This is a genomic window from Mesorhizobium sp. B2-4-2 (assembly GCF_006442845.1).
GTDB lineage: Bacteria > Pseudomonadota > Alphaproteobacteria > Rhizobiales > Rhizobiaceae > Mesorhizobium.
The window spans coordinates 141,130-159,366 of sequence record NZ_VFVM01000010.1; the positions used below are offsets into that span (position 1 = coordinate 141,130).

Sequence of the window (18,237 nt, forward strand, 5' to 3'; positions counted from 1 at the left end):
TGTTCCGGGAGGAGGAATGGAGCTTCAGCTCGACGGCAAGATGGTGCTGGTCACCGGCGCGACGCAAGGCATCGGCCGGGCAGTCGCCGAAACCTTGGCGCGTGCCGGCGCCGGCGGCCTGCTGGTCACCGGCCGCGACGGGACGCGCGGCGAGGCCGTTGCTGCGGAGCTTTCGCAAGCGGGCACGCCGGCACACTTCATCGCCGCCGAGCTTTCCGACCCGGCAGCCCCTGCCCTCCTGGCGCAAGCCTGCATCGACCGCTTCGGCCGTATCGACGGTCTCGTCAATGCCGCCGGCCTGACCGACCGGGCCTCCTTCCTCGATGCGACCCCCGACGACTGGGCCTCGCTGTTCGCCGTCAACGCCCGCGCCCCTTTCTTCCTCATGCAGGCGGCGATTGCCGACATGCGGAAGCGGGGCCAGGGCGGCGCGATCGTCAACATCCTGTCGATCAATGCCCATTGCGGCTCGCCCGAGCTCGCCGTCTATTCCGCCACCAAGGGCGCGCTGGCGACGCTGACCAGGAACGCAGCCAACGCCCACCGCTTCGACCGCATCCGCGTCAACGGCATCAATGTCGGCTGGACCGATACGCCCGCCGAGCGCGTCATGCAGGCCGAGACGCTCGGCCACGGCGCCGGCTGGCTCGATGCCGCCAACGCCGCGCAGCCCTTCGGCCGGCTGTTCTCGGCGGAGGACGTGGCCAGGCTCGCCGTCTTCCTTCTCTCCGACGCCGCGGGACCGATGACCGGCTCGCTGATCGACCAGGAACAGTGGGTGATCGGAGCCAACCGGTGAGCACAGCCGCGCCCGAGACGCTCGGTCCGGCCTTGCTCGGCCGCCTGACGGCGACGGTGCAAAGGCCCGGCTATGACCGTGCCTTGCTCCAGGCAGGCATGGCGCATCTCGGCGTCGGCGCCTTCCACCGCTGCCACCAGGCCGAATACACCGACGACCTCCTGGCGCGGAGCTTCGGCCGCTGGGGCGTGGTCGGCATCAACATCCGTCCGCCGGCGCTCGCCGATACGCTCGGCCCCCAGGACGGGCTCTACACCAGGCTCATCCGCCAGGATTCCCAAGTCGAGGCGCGCGTCATCGGCAGCATCGTGCGCGTTGTCGATAGCCAGGCGAGCGCTATGCCCGCGCTCGAAGTGCTGTCCTCCCCGGACATCGAATTCGTGACGCTGACCGTTACCGAAAAGGGCTATTGCCATATTCCGGCCAGCGGCGCGCTCGACCTCGACCATCCCGACATCGTCGACGATCTCGCAAACCCGCTGACGCCGCGCAGCGTGCCCGGCATTCTGGCGCGGGCGCTGGAGCAACGCATGGCCACGCACGGCCGGCCGCTGACGCTGCTCTCGTGCGACAATATCCCGGCCAACGGCACCATCCTGGAAAATGTCGTGCGGACTTTTGCCGAACGGCGCGGCAACGGCCTTGCCGGCTGGATCGCGGCCAATGCCGCCTTCCCCAGCGCCATGGTCGACCGCATCGTGCCGGCGAGCACGCAGGCCGATCTCGACGGTGTGGAGCAGCTTTTCGGCTACCGCGATGGAGCCGTCGTTGCCGGCGAGCCGTTCCGGCAATGGGTGATCGAGCAGAAATTCGCCGGCCGCGTGCCGCGCTGGGACCTGGTGGGGGCAACCTTCGTCGACGACGTCACGCCGTTCGAGCATCTCAAGATGCGTGTGCTGAATGGCGCTCAGACGACGCTCAGCTATCTCGGCGTGCTGGCCGGCCTCGAACACACTTTCGATGCGATGGCGGACCCGCTGCTGTCGGCCTTCGTGCGCCGCATGCTCGTCGAGGAGACTCTGCCAACGTTGAAGCCGGTGCCCGGCATGGACCCATCAGCCTATGTCGAGCAGAGCCTTGGCCGTCTGCAGAATACCGCGATCCGCCACCGCAACCACCAGATCGCCACCGACGGCTCGCAAAAGATCGTGCAGCGCCTACTCAACCCGATCCGCGATCGGCTGGGCGAGGAAAAAAGCATTGCGCTGCTGTCGGTATCCGTCGCCGGCTGGATGGCCTATCTGATCCAGGCTTCATCCCGGTTCGGCCGGCGCTGGCCGGTGTCGGACCCCTATGCCGGCAAGATCGCTGGCATAGCGGAGGCAAGCGGACGCGACGTCCCGGTACTGGCTGCGGGCATCCTGGCGATTGACGCCATCTTCGATCCCGCCCTCGCCGCCAACGACATGTTCCGCAAGGCCGTCACATCGGCGCTCGACGGGCTGTTGTCGGACGATCCGATGGCAACCGTCAGGCATGCATGCGCGCAACCGGCAGATGAGCGGTTGAAGCAACCGGCACGATCTGCATAGTAGGAATCGGTCGTGAATTCACGACCAGGGGAGGCACTATGAGGCTTGGACTGCTCACCGCACCGTTCGCGGAGACGCCGCTCGACGCGGTCGCCGACTGGGCAAGCTCGGCCGGCTTCGAGGCGCTGGAAATCGCCTGCTGGCCGAGAGCCTCCGGCGCCAGCCGCCGCTATGCCGGTACAAGCCACATCGACACCGCCGCGACCTCGCCGGCGCAGGCCAGGGACATCGCGGCAAACCTTGCCGGCAAGGGGCTGACCATTTCCGGTCTCGGCTATTATCCCAACCCGCTGCATCCCGATGCCGCCCACCGCAAGACGGTGATCGACCATCTGAAGCAGGTGATCGTGCTGGCCGCGAATATGGGCGTGCCCCTGGTCAACACCTTCTGCGGTGGCGATGCCTCGAAGACCGTCGACGTCAACTGGCAGCACGCGCTCGAAATCTGGCCCGATATCGTCGCCCATGCGCGCGATCACGGCGTCAAGCTCGCTTTCGAGAACTGCCCGATGATCTTCAGCTATGACGAATGGCCGGGCGGCCACAACATCGCCTATTCGCCGCTGGTCTGGCGCCGCATCCTCGAAACCTGGGGCGGCGATGTCGGGATGAATTTCGATCCTTCACACCTGGTCTGGCAGATGATCGACCAGGCCCGCTTCATCAGGGAATTCGGCCCCTACATGTTGCATGTCCACGCCAAGGACCTGATGATTGATCATGATGGTTTGTACGAGCGCGGAATCCTTTCGTCTGGCATAGGCTGGCAGGTGCCGCGCATGCCGGGGCTGGGCGATGTCGGCTGGAACGGCTTCTTCTCCGGCCTCTACCGTGCCGGCTATGACGGCCCGATCATCATCGAGCACGAGGACCGGTGGTTCGAGGGCAGCGACGATAAGGTCAAGCGCGGTTTCCTGCTTGCCCGCGACGTGCTGCGTCCCTTCGTCAAATGAAGGCGCAAAAACAACATCGGGGCGCCGCCTGAATCTCTTTCTGCGCGGCCCGGTGTAACGACTTGGAATTGAAACGAAAATCAAAGTGGAGGAAATCTGAAATGAAGAAATACCTGACCATGGTGCCGCTGCCCATTGTTCCGCTCCTTGCCGGCGCTGCCTTGCTGGCCTCGATGGGCGCCTCGTCCGCCGAGGGCAAATACACGATCGGCATCTCCAACACCGTGCAGGGCAATGGCTGGCGCGAGGAGATGGTCTGCGCCATGAAGGCGCAGGCGCTGGCCTCCGGCGAAGTGACCAAGCTCAACATCGCCCACCGCAATACCGACGCCGCCGGGCAGCTCGAGGACATCCGCAACCTGATCAGCGCCAAGGTCGACGCCATCGTCGTCAATCCGGCTGATCCCGCCGGCATCAAGGCGGGGCTGGAGGAAGCCACCAAGGCCGGCATCGTTGTCGTCGCCGTCGACCAGGCGGTCACCGAACCCTCGGCCTACATCATCTCCAACAACCAGGAACAATATGCCTATCTCGGCGCCAAATGGCTGTTCCAGCAGATGGGCGGCAAGGGTGAGGTGTTTTACATGCGCGGCGCCGCCGGCGCCTCCGCCGACTCGGATCGCGACAAGGGCTTCAAGAAGGCGCTGGCCGAATTCCCCGACGTGAAGGTCGCGCAGGAAGTGTTCACCGGCTGGCAGCAGGACCAGGCCAAGCAGCAGATGCTGTCCTTCCTCGCCACCGGCACGCCGTTCAACGGCGTGTGGACCTCGGGCATCGACAACGTCATCGTCGACGCGCTGGTGGAATCGCAGGCGCCGATGGTGCCCGTGGTCGGCGCCGACAATGCCGGTTTCGTCGGCCAGCTGAATTCGGTCAAGGACCTGGTCGGGGCCGCCGTGACCAATCCCGGCTCGATCGGCGGCGCCGGCGTGACGCTCGCGCTCCAGATCCTCGACGGCAAGAAGCCGGCGCAGCAGACCGTTCTGGTCGAGCCGCAGCTCTGGGAAAACGCCACCGAGGAAGGCAAGGCCAAGCTGAAGGCCGCCGCCGATCCGTCGCTCAGCCCGGAATGGCCGGTCTCGATCTCGATCCCGGACTGGACGACCTACACCAAGGACCAGATCGTAGCGTGCAAGGGGCCGGGGGAGTAAGGGCTATTTTGATTGGCTAGCGAGGATGGCGTTTGCCGTCCCCGCCAACCAAAGGTTTGATAGGTTAGCGCTCTACGGCGCCCCCCTCTGTCCTGCCGGACATCTCCCCCACTTGGGGGGAGATTGGCAGTTTCGGCGCCGGCTCTCGTCTTGCCACGTTGAAAATTGGCGAAAGCCGAAGTTGCGGCCAATCTCCCCCCTTGTGGGGGAGATGTCCGGCAGGACAGAGGGGGGCGCCGTAGAGCGCCAGCAATTGAGTTTCTGGTACGGACAGCAATTTGACCACCAAACCCCTCCTCGACGCCTCCGGCGTCGCCAAGAATTACGGTGCGGTTGCCGCGCTGCGCGACGCGTCGCTGTCCGTCCTGCCGGGCGAGGTGCATGCCCTGATGGGCGCCAATGGCGCCGGCAAGTCGACGCTGGTGAAGATCCTGACCGGCGCGGTCCCTGCCTCGGCCGGGCGCGTCCTGATCCGTGGCGAGGCGCGCGACATACGCTCGCCCGCCGCCGCGCGCCGCGCTGGCCTTTTGCCGGTCTACCAGGAACCGTCGCTGATCCCCGATCTCGACATACTGTCCAATCTGCGGCTCACCGGCACGCCCGTCGAGCCGTTCCGTGCCTGGGTGCGCGAACTTGGCATTCCCGACCTCGACCTGCGCGACACCGCGCGCGACATTCCACTGGCGGTGCTGCGCGTGCTCGACCTGGCGCGGGCGCTCGCCGTCGAGCCCGACGTGCTGCTGCTCGACGAGATGACCGCGGCGCTCCCCGCCAACCTCGCTGAAAAAGTGCTGGAAGTCGTGCGTCGCCAGGGCGACAGCGGCCGCGCCGTGATCTTCATCTCGCACCGCTTCGTCGAGATCTCGGCGCTCTGCGACCGCGCCACCGTGCTGCGCGACGGTGCGACCGTCGGCGTTCTCGACATCGAGCCCGGCGTGGAGGAAAAGATCGTCGAGCTGATGCTCGGCGCCCGCATCGAGAAGACCAAGGTGGCCGCCCGCGCCGCCGGCCAGGCCGCCACATCGGTCCCTGCCCGCCCGCGTCTCGCCGTGCGCAATCTGCGCGTCGGCACCAAGCTCAACGACGTCTCCTTCGAGCTCGCCGACGGCGAGGTCGCCGGCGTCGTCGCGCTCGAAGGCCAGGGCCAGGATGAATTGTTCGCCGCCCTTGCCGGCTCGATCAAACCGTCCGGCGGCACGATCGAGGTCGACGCCCATCCGGCGAAATTCACCCATCCGATCGACGCCATCCGCGCCGGCATCGCCTATGTGCCGGGCGACCGCTCCGAGGCCCTCGCCATGCAGCGCTCGGTGCGCGAGAACATCGCGCTGCCCTTCAGCGCCGCCTTGCGCAACTGGGGGCCGATCGCCATGCGCAAGGAGCGCGCCACGGTGGCGAGCGCCATCGCGCGCCTCCAGATCGACACCCGCGCGCAAGGCGAGGTGCAGCGCCTGTCCGGCGGCAACCAGCAGAAGGTGACCATCGCACGCTGGATCGCGGCGGACGCCCGCACCATCCTGTGCTTCGACCCGACGCGCGGCATCGATGTCGGCACCAAACAGGAGATCTACAAATTGCTGCGCGAGCTCGCCGGCCACGGCAAGTCGGTGCTGTTCTACACCTCGGAACTCGAAGAGGTGCAGCGCGTCTGCGATCGCGTCATCGTCATCTTCGGCGGCCGCGTCGTCGATATCTTCCCGGTCGAGGAGGCGGACGAGCCGGCACTGATGCGCGCCGCCTACGGCCTGCCGCGCGACGCCAAGGCCGATGTCGGCATTTTGGCGGACCCCACAGCAAATACCCCGGATGCACCGGAGGTGACGCCATGAGCCATCTCCTGCGCCGCCAGGGCTGGGTCGCCGGCCTGTTCGCCCTCCTCGTCGTGCTGTTCGTCGTCACCAAGCTGATCCAGCCCGGCTATGGCAGCGGCGATTTCGGCTCGCTCGCGCGGGCCGTCTTGCCCTACGCCTTTGCCGTGGCCGCGCAGACCGTCGTCGTCATCGCCGGCGGCATCGACCTGTCGGTCGCCGCCATGATGGCGCTGACCAGCGTCACCGCCGCCTCGATGATGGCCGGCGCCTCGGAAGAATACGCGCTGTTCGTGGTGCCTTTCGTACTGGCCATGGGTTTTGTGCTCGGCGCGCTCAACGGCCTGCTCATTGTCGCCACCCGTGTCCCCGACATCGTGGTGACGCTCGCCATGCTGTTCGTGTTGCAAGGGGCGGCTCTTCTGGTGCTCGGCGCGCCGGGCGGCGCCGCCGCCGAATGGCTGAAGGCGATGATTTCAGGCACGGTCCCGATACCCGGCCTGCCGCAGAACATCGACGCCTGGCTGCCGAAGGCTCTGCTGGTGCTGATCATCTGCCTCTGCATCGTCTGGATACCGCTGAGGCGCTCGCGCCTCGGCCTGTCCATCTACGCCATCGGCTCGAGCGAGCTGGCGGCGTTCCGCAGCGGCGTGCCGGTCAAGCGCACCCGCATCATCGCCTATGCGTTGTCGGGCCTGTTCGCGGCCATGGGCGGCCTGGCGCTGACCATGAGCACCGGCATCGGCGCTCCTATTCCCGGCCCCTATCTGCTCGCCAGCGTCGCGGCCGTGGTGCTGGGCGGCGTGGCGCTGGGCGGCGGCAAGGGCGGCCTGCTCGGCCCCATCGTCGCCGTCTTCGTGCTGCGCCTGGTGCGCACCGACCTCACCCTGCTTGCCATCGACCCCAACGTCACCGCCATCATCGAGGGCCTGATCATGGTCGCCGTGGTGATGTTCGGGGCTTTCATTACGATGCGGGGTCGGCAATGATGAGGGAGAATGAATTGGCGCATAGCGCTCTACGGCGCCCCCCTCTGTCCTGCCGGACATCTCCCCCTCAAAGGGGGAGATTGGCAGCTTCGGCGTCTCGCTCATTCTTGCAACGCCGACAATTTGCGAAAGCCGTCACCCCATCCGATCTCCCCCCTAGAGGGGGAGATGTCCGGCAGGACAGAGGGGGCCGCCGTAGGGCGCTACATTTGCAGACAAGAGCCACCCCATGAGCACGTCAGCAATCACGCCCCAACCCGTCCCCTTCGGCCGCCGTGTCAAACGCTTCATGGCCGACCGGCCGCTGATTCCGCTGGTCATCCTGCTGGTCATCCTGGTTGTGATTTTGCAGATCCTGCGCCCCGGCATCGTCAACGAGCGCTGGATCGCCAACACCATCAAATTCGCCATTCCCTTGGCGATCCTTGCCGGCTGCCAGACCATGACCATGCTGACCGGCGGCATCGATCTCTCTGTCGGCACGGTGGCGACGATGAGCGCCTTCATCATGGCTACGCAAGCCGTCAACCAGGACCCAGCCGTGGCCTTCCTCCTGGCGATGATGCCGGCGGTGCTGATCGGCCTCGTCAACGGCATCGGCGTCGGCGTCTTCCGCGTCCATCCGCTGATCATGACGCTGGGCACCAGCCTGATCGGCACCGGCTTCCTGCAGGTCTATCAACGCACGGTGATCGCCTCGGGCGCCAAGATCCCCGATTTCCTCGCCTGGCTCGGCACCGGCGTGACCGCAGGGTTTCCCAACGCGCTGCTTCTGTTCGTCCCCGTCGCGGTGCTGATCGTCTTCGGCCTCAACCGCACCGGTTTCGGCCGCCTGCTCTACGCCGTCGGCGACAATGAGCGCGCGACCCGCCTTTCCGGCGTGCGCTACTGGCAGGTCATCACCGCGCTCTACGTCCTATCCAGCCTGCTCGCCGGCATCACCGGCTTGCTCTATATCGGCTTGATCAAGGCCCCTTCCCTGTCCCTCGCCGAACCGCTGGTGCTGCCCTCCGTGGCCGCCGCCGTCATCGGCGGCACCTCCATCTTCGGCGGCCGCGGCGGCTATACCGGCACCATCATCGGTGCCTTGATCCTGACCGTGCTGACGACGCTGCTGACGATTTTGCAGATGCCGGAGGGGGCAAGAAGGATCCTGTTCGGCCTGATCGTGCTGTTCGTGACGGCGGCCTATCTGCGGATCGTGGAGGAGCGGTAGGGAGGGGCCGCCGGCTCATCCCTCGAAACACCGACGCAGTGACCGCCCTCACTTCACCGTGATGCTCATGCCGCTGAGATCGGCGTTGACTTGCAGCCCTACCTGCCTGCCCGTGAGCTCGAGCTGGGCGCCCTTGTCGTTGGTCATGACGATCACCTGGGCGCCCTTGCCGAGCGCGCCGCCGCCGCCCGCCGCGCCGTACACACCCGTCACGTCCCGGGCGCGCTTGATATGGCGCACGGTGCCCCGGAAATAGGTCTTGGAGGCACCGAAGGCGAGGCCGCCCGAAATGCCGCCGACCGAGATCGGATACCGGCGGCCATGGAAGGTCAGCGTGCCCTCGCCTCCGGCGCCGCCGATGAAGAAGGCCGCCTTGTAGATGGAGAAGCGGATCGTTCCGGTGTCGGCGTGCGCGACACTGGCAAAGCCAACGCCCGCGGCAGTGATCACGGCGATGGCGACTGAACGAAATCTGGACGAAATCTTCATGACAAGGGGCTCCTCAAGGTCGCTGCTCACCCGACCGGGCCGGGACGTCGGCGTCGCATCGAAGTTCATGGCTAAACAGTCTCGCCCATCATTGGTTCCAAGCACACGGTCTCGTTCCGGCTGCGAGGAGACCGTCGCTAAACGGGCCCGCCGGCTGGCGAATTGTCCAGCGGCGGCTGGCGGCATCGCGGGTCGAGCAGGGGAGCACGGGGAGACCCATGGCGCCGTCTGGAGCGGGCCTGGTGAAACTTTTTGATTTTTAGGCCGTTGTCGCCGTTACATCCGAGGCTGAACTCATGCCGAAAACGGTCGACGGCGCCAGGCGGCGCAAGGCAGAGAAGTCGCACCAGGAGAAGGCCTCGACAGTCGAAGTTGCGTCCGAGGTCGTGGGCGAGGCTGCGCCACCGCCCGGGGCCATCGAACCCGGTCCGGAGCTGACGCCGCAGGAGGCCGAGCAGGCGCGCAAGCGATACCTGCTGAGGCGCTTCTGGATCAGCGCGCGCGGCTACTGGAGCACGCGCGGCGACAAGCTGGCCTGGCCGTTCACGCTCGGGCTGTTGATGCTGATATGCATCAATGTCGGCTTCCAGTATGGGATCAACATCTGGAACCGCTCGATCTTCGACGCCATCGAGCAGCGCAACGCCCACACCGTCTATGTGCTCAGCGCCGTGTTCCCGCCGCTCGTGGTTGGAAGCGCAAGCCTTGTCGTCGCGCAAGTCTACCTTCGCATGACGATCCAGCGCCGCTGGCGTTCCTGGTCGACCACTGCCATCATCGCGCGCTGGCTCGCAAGCGGCCGCTACTATCAGCTGAACCTCGTGGGCGGCGACCACACGAACCCCGAGGCACGCATCGCGGAGGATTTGCGGATCGCCACGGAATCGCCCGTCGATTTCATCTCCGGCGTGATCAACGCGTTTTTGTCGGCCTCCACTTTCATCGTGGTGCTGTGGACGATCGGCGGGGCGCTGACTTTGCCGATCGGAAGCTGGAGCGTCACCATTCCCGGCTTCCTGGTCGTGACCGCGGTGATCTACGCCGCCATCACCTCCACTTCGATGGTGGTCATCGGCCGCCATTTCGTGCGGCTCTCCGAGCAGAAGAACCAGGCGGAAGCCGATTTCCGCTACACGCTGACGCGCGTGCGCGAAAACGGCGAGAGCATCGCCTTGCTCGGCGGCGAGGAGGAGGAGCGCAGCGGCATCGACAAGACGTTCGGCACGGTGCTCCGGCAATGGGCGCTGCTGACAGGCCAGCACATGCGCACGGCGCTGGTGTCGCAGGGGTCGAGCCTGTTTGCACCGGTCGTGCCGATCTTGCTTTGCGCGCCAAAATTTCTCGAAGGCAGCATGACACTTGGACAGATCATGCAGGCTGCCTCAGCCTTCGCCATCGTGCAGGCCGCGTTCGGATGGCTGGTCGACAACTATCCCCGCCTCGCCGACTGGAACGCCTCGGCACGGCGTATTGCCTCGCTGATGATGTCGCTTGACGGGCTGGAGCGCGCCGAACGCAGCGACGCGCTGGGCCGCATCAGGCACGGCGAAACCGAAGACGGTGCGATGCTCAGCCTGGACAATCTCTCGGTGTCGCTCGACGACGGCACCGGCGTGGTCAAGGAAACCGAGGTCGAGATCGAGCCTGGCGAGCGGGTGCTGGTGGCCGGCGAATCCGGTTCGGGCAAGAGCACGCTGGTGCGGGCCGTCGCAGGCCTTTGGCCGTGGGGTGGCGGCAGCGTCGACTTCCACCCCGGCAGGCGGCTGTTCATGTTGCCGCAACGTCCCTACATCCCCTCCGGAACGCTGCGCCGCGCGGTCGCCTATCCGGCCGCCGCCGACAACTGGACGCTGGAGAAGATCAACGCCGCCCTCGACAAGGTGGGGCTCGATTATCTCAAGGACCGGATCGAGGAAGACGCGCCCTGGGACCAGACCCTGTCGGGTGGCGAAAAGCAGCGGCTCGCCTTCGCGCGCCTCCTGCTGCATCATCCCGATATCGTCGTTCTGGACGAAGCGACGTCTGCGCTCGATGAGAAGAGCCAGGACAAGATGATGGAGACGGTCATCCATGAATTACCGAAGGTGACCATCATAAGCGTCGCGCATCGCGCCGAGCTGGAAGCCTTCCACAGCCGCAAGATCACATTGGAGCGGCGCGAGGGCGGCGCAAAGCTTGTCAGCGATATCAATCTTGTCCCGCGCAAGGGCGGACGGAACCTGCTCAGGCGCGCCTTGTGGGGCTCCGGCGCTGCGGCCCAAAGGCCGCGCGAGCTGGACTAAAGCCGACTTCGTCCCGCCTCAGCGCCCGCTCAGCGCCGCGACGCGGTCGAGGGCGGCGCCGAGGCCTTTCAGGGAGACGGGGAAGTTGAGCTTGGTCTCGGCGTCGGTGACGACGTTGAGCGTCAATACGCCGCCCGCCTTCAGCTTCTGCGCCAGCGCCCGGTCGATCGGAAACTGCGCCACGCATCCGTTCGGCAGGCAGGTGCGGAACCGCAACTGGCCGAGGGGCGGCTGGTCGTCGATCTGGATCGTCACGCCTGGGTCGAACAGGATGCCGAACGGCAGAAGCAGGGTTCCGGTCAATCCACCCTTCGGTCCCGCGCGCAGCTCCACAGCCAGCAGCCTCTGGCCGTTCTTCTGCGTCTGGTCCTGCGAAACCGAGCAGGCGCGTGCATTGTCCTGGATGGTGCAGGCCAGGCTCCAGTCCTGATAGGTCTCCTGGAGCGACGACGCGCCGTTTGGAAGCGTGGCCGCCTGCTGTTGTTGCGCACAGGCACTCGATGCAGCCAGGGCCACCGCGCAGATTGCGGCCGCCTTCAGAAGAACAAATCTGTCAAACAACGATGGCGACTTTCTCTTTCGGGGTTCACGCGCATGGCCCCGAAAACCGGATGGGATTTTCGGGGCCGCGGGCATGGTCATCTGCCTCACGCAGCGTGCAAAAGCAATTCCAAAGCGCGCCGTGTGAGCGCGGCGCGCTTCAGGTACAGACCCACTCGCGGACCTTGCATTCGGTTCCCGCCGCCTCGCAGGCATGCAGAGCGAGATCTTCCGCGTCCTTGCGGGTCTCGGCGGAGTTCGCGCCCCACGGCGTCAGCCGGTCGCTCTGCTTCTCCTTAGCCACGGCCAGGGCGCCGCAGTGCTTGTAGGGAAAGCCGGTCTCGTCGTCGTCTGTCCAATGGCGATGATTGCGGAACACCGTGACAACAGTGCAGCCCTTGCCGCCGGCGTTCTCGCAATATTTCATCGCGGCGTCCTTCGCCTCCTGGCGCTTGTCGGCGCCCCAGAAGAAGCCGTGCTTGGTATCGATGCTGGAATAGGCGATCGCCCCCCAGATGCCTTTTTCCTCCTTCGGCTCCGGCTCCGGCGGCGCCACAAGGTCGGCCGAGACAACCTGCCCGCTCCACAGCAGGGCCATGCACAAAACTGCCAGACGTCGCGATATCATGGTCTGCAATCCTTTCCAGGAGCCCTCGCCCATTCGCCTATCCCGTGTCTCACGTCGACGCCGACGCTATGGAAATCACCACGCAGCTATTGCCGGTCGGCAGCAGCAGCGCTTCACCCGAATTGCCGCCCAGCTCGTACACCTCGACCTGGCCGAGATGGTCGGTGATCTTGCTGCCTTGCGGAAGAACGGACGGGATATCCGAACACGGGCTGGCGAACGGCGCCACCCGCACCATCGCGCCTTCGCAGCCGGAAGCGGTGGGCGATGCGAAAACCACGCCGGCGGCCGGTCCGCTGTATTTTTCCGTCGAATAGTTCATGCCGACGAGGGCCTGCACGGCGTGCTTGTCGGCGGCCTGGTCGTTCCACAAGGATTTGACGCTGTATTTCGAGCCCGTCGTCAGCACCTGTCCGAGCACAGGAAAGATCGTCGAGCAGGCCTGCACGCCGGCCTGTTTGACATGTTCGAGGAAAGGCGAGTCCGGCAATGCGGGCGGCGCGGTCCCGGCCTGTGCGGCCGTCGGGGTGCCGACGAGACCGGCGATCGCGGCATAGTTGGCGGCAGCGAAGCCGATGCCGATCATGGCCAGCCCCAGCAGCGAGAAGGCTAGGACGCGCGGCCACCGCCGCTGCGGCTCGGCGACCCTCTTGCGATCGGGCTCGACGATCCTCTTGCGGTCCGGCTCCACGCTCGGGCCGCGCGCTGGGGAGATGAACGGGTCTTGCTGGTTCACGGTGCTGCCTCGGTTATTTGATTGGCGCAAGGGCCTCGGACAGCCCCTTGAGCGTTGCGGTCACGGTAATCGTCTGGCCGTCGACGGTCGGGTAGGAGATCGCCGGCGTCGCTTTCTGCACTATCTGCTGGCGCATGACGGGCCCCACCGGCAGCATGCCGACGCAGACCACTTCGTTGCAGCCATTCAAGTGGACGTCGATCGGGTCGCGCCCGTCGAACTTCAGCGACACCAGCCCGTCGCTTTTGGCGTTCGGCGCGGTGCGCAGGATCATGTAGGGCTTGCCGTCCTGCGTGGCCGCGAGCGACCAGCTGAAGGCCATCCTGCCGGCCCCGTCCTCGATCACCTGCGAGACATTGCAGACCTTCTTGCGCGCCTTGAGGTTCTCGTCGCAGATCAGCGTCCAGTTCTCGAAGGGCCGGATGGTGCGCTGGTATTGGCCCAGCTTCACATCCGGCGGCACCGCCACGTCGGATGGCTTGATCCTGTAGGGCGCGGTCGCTTGCGCGGCGGCCAAGGACAGGCCGCCGGCAAGCGCCAGGCAGGTCAGGAGGAAAAGCCGGGCATGACGGCTGGTTGCCCCGTTCATTCCCGCCTCAGTTCAACGTGAAGCTCAGGCCGGCGCCGACACCGACATTTCCGCCCGCCGCCGTGCCCGAGACATTGCCGCGGATACGGCCGTCCTCGCTGGTGTAGCCCGCGCCGAAGGCAAAGGCGCTGGCATCCCGCCAGAAGCCGCCGCCCGCCGCGACGCTCAGCTTTCCGGGACGGTCGTCGTAGCGCAGCGAGGCGGCGGCGAGGCCGATTGCCGCCGCTTGCCGGGCTTCGTCGCGGATGCCGCTGATGTCCGAATTCAGCTGGCCGAGTTTCTGGTCGGTATAGTCGTTGGCCTGTTGCAGGGTCGTGGCCGCCACCTTGTCGGTATAGCTGTTGGATGTGCTGATGGCGGTGTCGAGGCCCTTGGTCAGCTGGTTGACATTGACCGCGTCGGTGCCGGCGACGCCGGGTCCGACATTGGAGATGACGACCGGCGCGTTGACGTCGCCGCCTTGCAGCGTGATGGTGTTCGTCTTGGCGCCGCCCTGCGTGTCATAGGTCACCGCATTCTGGTTGAGATTTCCGACGCCGGTTTGCAGGGCCTCGATCGCCTGGTTGGAGGCGAAGAGCTGTGAACCGTTGATCGCGTCGGTGCTGTCGGCGGCGATCCGTCCGGCTGCGACATTGGTGATCGTCCTCTCCGCGCCGGCATCGCCGACGCTGACTGTTCCGGTCGGCGTGGTGCCGGCAAAGGCGTAGGTCTTGCCGTTGATGACGGTGCTGGAGGTGCCGACGGCGGTCTGCGTCACCGAGCCGGAGCCGAGCGCCACATCGTTGGCGTTGTTGGCCTGCGCGCCCTGGCCGAGCGCGACCGCGCCCGCCCCGGTAGCCGTCGAGCCATGGCCGGCGGCCAGGCTGTCGTTGCCGCTCGCCACGCTTTCGGGTCCGATCGCCACGGCGTCGGTGCCGCCGGCGATACTGTCGGCCAGCGACGAATTGGCGTGGAAGTACTTGATGCCGCCGCCATTGCTGATGGTGGTCAAGGCATTGTCGACCGCCGTGAGCCCGTCATAGACGGTCGTGTAGGTGTTGCCCTGGACGGTGTAGGTCGGCCCGGTGATCGAGCCGTCGGGGTTGAGCGTGGTGGTGCCGCCGAACAGGTTGGTCACGTTTTGCGACACGCCGCGCAGCTGCGAGACGTTGACGCCGTCGGTGTCGGCCGAGCCCGCCGCGACATTGGTGAGCTTGCGTTCAGCTCCGGCGTCGCCGATCGACACCTCGCCCACCGAGGTCTGCGGAGCGGTCAGGGCAAAGGCCGCGTAGCCGGCCTGCGCGCCGACCGAGGTGATGGACTGCGCGCCCAGCGCCACGCTGTTGATGAAGGTGCTTTGGGCGCCGGCGCCGAGCGCCACCGACTGGATGCCGGAGGCGAGCGAATTGGTGCCGAAGGCAAGGCCGTCCGCCAGCATCACATGGGCGTTCTGACCGATGGCGGTTCCGCCGGGCGCCGTCTGGTCGACGATGGCGCCGTTACCGATGCCGATGCCGTTATCGCCGTTGACGACCGTGGTCGGACCGACCGCGACCGATTCCGCGCCAACCGCCAGTGAGTCGGCCGCCACCGAATTGGCATGGAAATACTTGGTCGAGGTGGCCGACACGGCGGCGATGGCGCCCGCGAGCTGGCGCACCGTCACCGCGTCCTGGTCCTGCGTGCCGTCGGCGACATTGGTGATCTGCCGGTAGGAGGTGGCGTTGCCGACCGAAACGGCGCCGAGCAGCGCCTTGTCGGTTGTGTTGTACTCGATGAAGTTGGACGGGCCGGCGGGCAGTTGCCCGGTAGCCGGAGCGATCGGGCGATCGGAGAGCGAACCCGAGCCGAGGGCCACGCCGCCGTCGATGCTGGCATTGCTGTCGCGGCCGAGCGCCAGCGCGCTGACGCCGGTCGCGGTCGCATTGTAGCCGACCGCCGTGGAACCGACGCCTTGGGCGAAGGAATCGGTCTGCGCCAGCCCGAACTCGTTGGTGCGGGCATAGCGGATGCCTTCGCCATTGGCGTCGGTGAAGACGGTCGAGGTGTCGCCGGTGATGTTGTTGATCGTGTTGCCGAGATTGGTCACGCCAGCGCCGATATTGGCAATGTCGGTCGTGTTCTGGGTCACCTGCTGGTTGGTGGCGAAGAGCTGCGAGCCGTTGACGGCATCGGTCGAACCGCCGTTCAACTGTCCGGCCGCGACGTTCTGGATCTGGCGCTCGGCGCCGGCCGAGCCGACCGAGAAGGCGCCCGCCGGCGTGCCGCCGGCGAAGGTATAGTTGACGCCGCCGATCGTCGTGCCGCCGACATTGGTCGTGGCGCCCGACGTCGAATTCAGGCCGATCGCGACATCGCCGGCATTGTTGGCGACCGCATTCGGGCCGACAGCGACGGAATCGGCTCCCAGCGCCTGCGAATCCGCCAGCGTCGAGTTGGCATGGAAATACTTGATGCCGCCGCCGACATTGATGTTGTTGACGACGGCGCCGATGGCATCGACCGCCTGGTTGGTGGCGAAGAGCTGCGAGCCGTTGATGGCGTCGGTCGAGAGCGCGCTGATCCGCCCAGCCGCCAGGTTGGTGATGGTGCGTTCCGCGCCGGCCGCGCCGATGCTGACCGTCGAGGTCGGGTTGGTGCCCTGGAAGGCGTAGGTGGTGCCGTTGACCACCCCGCTGGCCGTGCCGACCGCCGTGGTGGTCACCGAGCCCGAACCGAGCGCCACGTCGCCGGAGCTTGCCGCCGCCGTCGCGCCATCGCCAATCGCGACATTGCCCGCAAGACCGGCGGCGCCCGCCGTCGAGCCGTTGCCCAGCGCCACGGAACCTTGCCCGATCGCCTTGTTGCTGTTGCCGATCGCGACGGCGCCGTTGGCCATGTTGGCCGCGGTGGCGGTCGCCGTGCCGTCGCTGTTGGCGATGTTGTTGGCGCCGCCGGTGAAGGCGCCGGTGCCGCTGGCATAGCTCGGATCGCCGATCGACACCGCGCCGTCGCCATAGGCGGTGTTGCCGGAGCCGATGGAGACGGCTTTGCCGCCGGTCGCCACCGCATTGGTGCCCATGGCGACCGCTTCGGCGGAATCCGCCTTGGCGCTGGCGCCCAAGGCGATGGTGTTAGCCGCCGTCGCGTTGGTCGAGGGGCCGATGGCGATGGAATTGGCTCCGCTCGCGGTACTGGTGGCGCCTACCACAATGGAGTAGGCGCCGGACGCAGTGGAGCCTGCGCTGCCCACCACGGTGGCGCCGGCGCCAGTGGCGTTGACGGAAACGCCAAGCGCCACGGCCTGCGTGGCTGTCGCGTTGGTAGAGGAGCCCATGGCGATGGCACCGTCCTCCGTGGCATTGGCCAGCGTGCCGAGCGCCATCGCGTTGTTCTTATTCGCAAGCGCGCTGGTGCCGATGGCGATGCTGTTGGGCACGGCCGTGTCGGCCTGCACGCCTGCCTGCGCGCCCACACCGAATGCAATGGACTGGTTGCCCCAGGCGCTGGCGTTCTTACCCATCGCCGTGGCGCCCGTTCCCGTTGCCTTGCTTTGGCGTCCGATTGCGGTGGTGTCGACCTGAGACGCCGTCACGTCCGTACCGATAGCAATGGCGCTCTGGGCCAAGGCTCCCGTCCCGGCAGCGGTGCGCGAGCCGAGATAGACGGCGTTTATCGCGGTTGCGGTCGACTGGAAGCCGACGGCGACGGCATTTTGGCTGTTCGCAACGGTGCTGGTGCCTTGTGCAACAGCGTCCAGCCCGGACGCCCCTGCGAACTGCCCAATCGCAGTGCTGCGCAGCCCGCTGGCTACGGACCCGTAGCCAGCGGCGAACGCATAGTTGTTGCTGGCCGTGGCGCTGACACCGACTGCGGTGGAGTTCCCTCCCGAAGCTTGGGCGTTGGTGCCCAGCGCGCTGGCCCCGGCCCCAGTGGCACCCGCGGCGACGCCGATCGCTACCGTGTTGATATTGTTTGAAATCGTACCGGAGCCGATCGCCACTGCGCCGCCGGTGCCCGTGGCCGACGCGGTGCGACCAATGGCGACGCCGTATTGCGCCGTCGATTGGGCCTGGAAGCCGAGCGCTATGGCCCAGTTAAGGCTGGCGTTTGAGCCGTTTCCGACCGCGATGGCCTCGGGAGCGGTCGCGGACCCGCCGCCGGCCTGATATTGCGCCTGAGCCGGCGTCGCGGCCATACCCACGGCGAAGGCGCCCAGCGTCACGGCGGTCCCGAGCGCCCCGCCGACGCCCAGCGTTCCCAACCCCAGGCGCTTGCGCCCCATGCCGAGCGCACGATGCGCCATGCGCAGGACCGCCATCAAGCGGCGCCGGGCCGAGCGGGACCGAGGATCGCCATTCGCGATCCAGTGACTGGCGAAATGCGCCGCACGGCGCTGAACAAGGAGCGAGCCGCCCGAAATATGGCCGCCCGAAATATGATTGTCGGTCATGGTTCCCTCTCCGCTGGCCGGCACGAAATGTCTGACACTTCCACTCCACAGCAGGAAGACATGATTCCCCTTCGCGGTATTTCACGAAATTGCTGTCTTGTGAGAAAAGATACG

14 protein-coding genes are annotated in these 18,237 nt (G+C 66.5%); 8 read left to right on the forward strand and 6 right to left on the reverse strand.

Annotation, left to right across the window (positions count from 1 at the left end):
* The first annotated feature begins 16 nt into the window (after nucleotides 1-16).
* The 7 genes from FJ942_RS22000 to FJ942_RS22035 all read left to right on the forward strand — a co-directional run bounded on the left by FJ942_RS22000 (nucleotide 17) and on the right by FJ942_RS22035 (nucleotide 8,448).
* Nucleotides 17-799, forward strand: a complete 783-nt coding sequence (locus FJ942_RS22000) for an SDR family oxidoreductase (protein ID WP_140500072.1) — start codon at nucleotides 17-19, stop codon at nucleotides 797-799.
* The gene (locus FJ942_RS22005) at nucleotides 796-2,331 is read left to right on the forward strand and encodes a mannitol dehydrogenase family protein (RefSeq protein WP_140557835.1); all 1,536 of its coding nucleotides are present in this window, start codon (nucleotides 796-798) and stop codon (nucleotides 2,329-2,331) included. The genes FJ942_RS22000 and FJ942_RS22005 overlap by 4 nt, the downstream gene beginning before the upstream one ends.
* 38 nt (nucleotides 2,332-2,369) lie before the next feature.
* On the forward strand, nucleotides 2,370-3,284 hold the full coding sequence (locus tag FJ942_RS22010) for a sugar phosphate isomerase/epimerase (protein ID WP_140557833.1): 915 nt from the start codon (nucleotides 2,370-2,372) through the stop codon (nucleotides 3,282-3,284).
* Between the two features lie 101 nt (nucleotides 3,285-3,385).
* Nucleotides 3,386-4,435 (forward strand): ABC transporter substrate-binding protein, encoded by a 1,050-nt coding sequence (locus FJ942_RS22015; protein ID WP_140516043.1) that lies wholly within the window; start codon nucleotides 3,386-3,388, stop codon nucleotides 4,433-4,435.
* Nucleotides 4,436-4,713: 278 nt separating this feature from the next.
* Nucleotides 4,714-6,264 (forward strand): sugar ABC transporter ATP-binding protein, encoded by a 1,551-nt coding sequence (locus FJ942_RS22025; RefSeq protein WP_140561104.1) that lies wholly within the window; start codon nucleotides 4,714-4,716, stop codon nucleotides 6,262-6,264.
* A complete protein-coding gene (locus FJ942_RS22030; RefSeq protein ID WP_140561105.1) occupies nucleotides 6,261-7,232 on the forward strand; it encodes an ABC transporter permease in 972 nt (323 codons plus the stop codon). Before FJ942_RS22025 ends, FJ942_RS22030 begins: the two co-directional genes overlap by 4 nt.
* Before the next feature lie 229 nt (nucleotides 7,233-7,461).
* Nucleotides 7,462-8,448, forward strand: coding sequence for an ABC transporter permease (locus tag FJ942_RS22035; protein ID WP_140516049.1), 987 nt, complete (start codon nucleotides 7,462-7,464; stop codon nucleotides 8,446-8,448).
* A gap of 48 nt (nucleotides 8,449-8,496) precedes the next feature.
* Here FJ942_RS22035 and FJ942_RS22040 read toward each other — a convergent pair whose 3' ends face one another.
* On the reverse strand, nucleotides 8,497-8,937 hold the full coding sequence (locus FJ942_RS22040; RefSeq protein WP_140500175.1) for a hypothetical protein: 441 nt from the start codon (nucleotides 8,935-8,937) through the stop codon (nucleotides 8,497-8,499).
* Between the two features lie 296 nt (nucleotides 8,938-9,233).
* Here FJ942_RS22040 and FJ942_RS22045 point away from each other — a divergent pair, with 296 nt between their 5' ends.
* Entirely contained in the window at nucleotides 9,234-11,219 is a 1,986-nt protein-coding gene (locus FJ942_RS22045) for an ABC transporter ATP-binding protein/permease (protein WP_140630638.1), read from the forward strand.
* Nucleotides 11,220-11,237: 18 nt separating this feature from the next.
* On the opposite strand, the gene FJ942_RS22050 is transcribed toward FJ942_RS22045, so the two are convergent.
* Genes FJ942_RS22050 through FJ942_RS22070 form a run of 5 tightly spaced genes read right to left on the reverse strand, consistent with a single transcriptional unit; the run spans nucleotide 11,238 to nucleotide 18,123 of the window.
* Nucleotides 11,238-11,861, reverse strand: coding sequence for an invasion associated locus B family protein (locus FJ942_RS22050; RefSeq protein WP_224681689.1), 624 nt, complete (start codon nucleotides 11,859-11,861; stop codon nucleotides 11,238-11,240).
* Nucleotides 11,862-11,919: 58 nt separating this feature from the next.
* Nucleotides 11,920-12,387 carry a DUF4189 domain-containing protein gene (locus tag FJ942_RS22055; protein ID WP_140898918.1) on the reverse strand — a complete coding sequence of 156 codons (468 nt, stop codon included), beginning with the start codon at nucleotides 12,385-12,387 and terminating at the stop codon, nucleotides 11,920-11,922.
* A 49-nt stretch (nucleotides 12,388-12,436) separates the two neighbouring features.
* Nucleotides 12,437-13,123 carry a hypothetical protein gene (locus FJ942_RS22060; RefSeq protein WP_140898920.1) on the reverse strand — a complete coding sequence of 229 codons (687 nt, stop codon included), beginning with the start codon at nucleotides 13,121-13,123 and terminating at the stop codon, nucleotides 12,437-12,439.
* Between the two features lie 13 nt (nucleotides 13,124-13,136).
* Nucleotides 13,137-13,712, reverse strand: a complete 576-nt coding sequence (locus FJ942_RS22065) for an invasion associated locus B family protein (protein WP_140898922.1) — start codon at nucleotides 13,710-13,712, stop codon at nucleotides 13,137-13,139.
* Between the two features lie 7 nt (nucleotides 13,713-13,719).
* Entirely contained in the window at nucleotides 13,720-18,123 is a 4,404-nt protein-coding gene (locus tag FJ942_RS22070; RefSeq protein ID WP_140898924.1) for a YadA-like family protein, read from the reverse strand.
* Nucleotides 18,124-18,237: the final 114 nt, after the last annotated feature.

Bases quoted from the DNA above. Each gene is read 5' to 3' on its own strand.
- FJ942_RS22065 (WP_140898922.1), bottom strand. From the start codon at position 13,712: ATGAACGGGGCAACCAGCCGTCATGCCCGGCTTTTCCTCCTGACCTGC.
- FJ942_RS22015 (WP_140516043.1), top strand. From the start codon at position 3,386: ATGAAGAAATACCTGACCATGGTGCCGCTGCCCATTGTTCCGCTCCTT.
- FJ942_RS22010 (WP_140557833.1), top strand. From the start codon at position 2,370: ATGAGGCTTGGACTGCTCACCGCACCGTTCGCGGAGACGCCGCTCGAC.
- FJ942_RS22055 (WP_140898918.1), bottom strand. From the start codon at position 12,387: ATGATATCGCGACGTCTGGCAGTTTTGTGCATGGCCCTGCTGTGGAGC.
- FJ942_RS22070 (WP_140898924.1), bottom strand. From the start codon at position 18,123: ATGACCGACAATCATATTTCGGGCGGCCATATTTCGGGCGGCTCGCTC.
- FJ942_RS22035 (WP_140516049.1), top strand. From the start codon at position 7,462: ATGAGCACGTCAGCAATCACGCCCCAACCCGTCCCCTTCGGCCGCCGT.
- FJ942_RS22050 (WP_224681689.1), bottom strand. From the start codon at position 11,861: ATGACCATGCCCGCGGCCCCGAAAATCCCATCCGGTTTTCGGGGCCAT.
- FJ942_RS22040 (WP_140500175.1), bottom strand. From the start codon at position 8,937: ATGAAGATTTCGTCCAGATTTCGTTCAGTCGCCATCGCCGTGATCACT.
- FJ942_RS22000 (WP_140500072.1), top strand. From the start codon at position 17: ATGGAGCTTCAGCTCGACGGCAAGATGGTGCTGGTCACCGGCGCGACG.
- FJ942_RS22045 (WP_140630638.1), top strand. From the start codon at position 9,234: ATGCCGAAAACGGTCGACGGCGCCAGGCGGCGCAAGGCAGAGAAGTCG.
- FJ942_RS22030 (WP_140561105.1), top strand. From the start codon at position 6,261: ATGAGCCATCTCCTGCGCCGCCAGGGCTGGGTCGCCGGCCTGTTCGCC.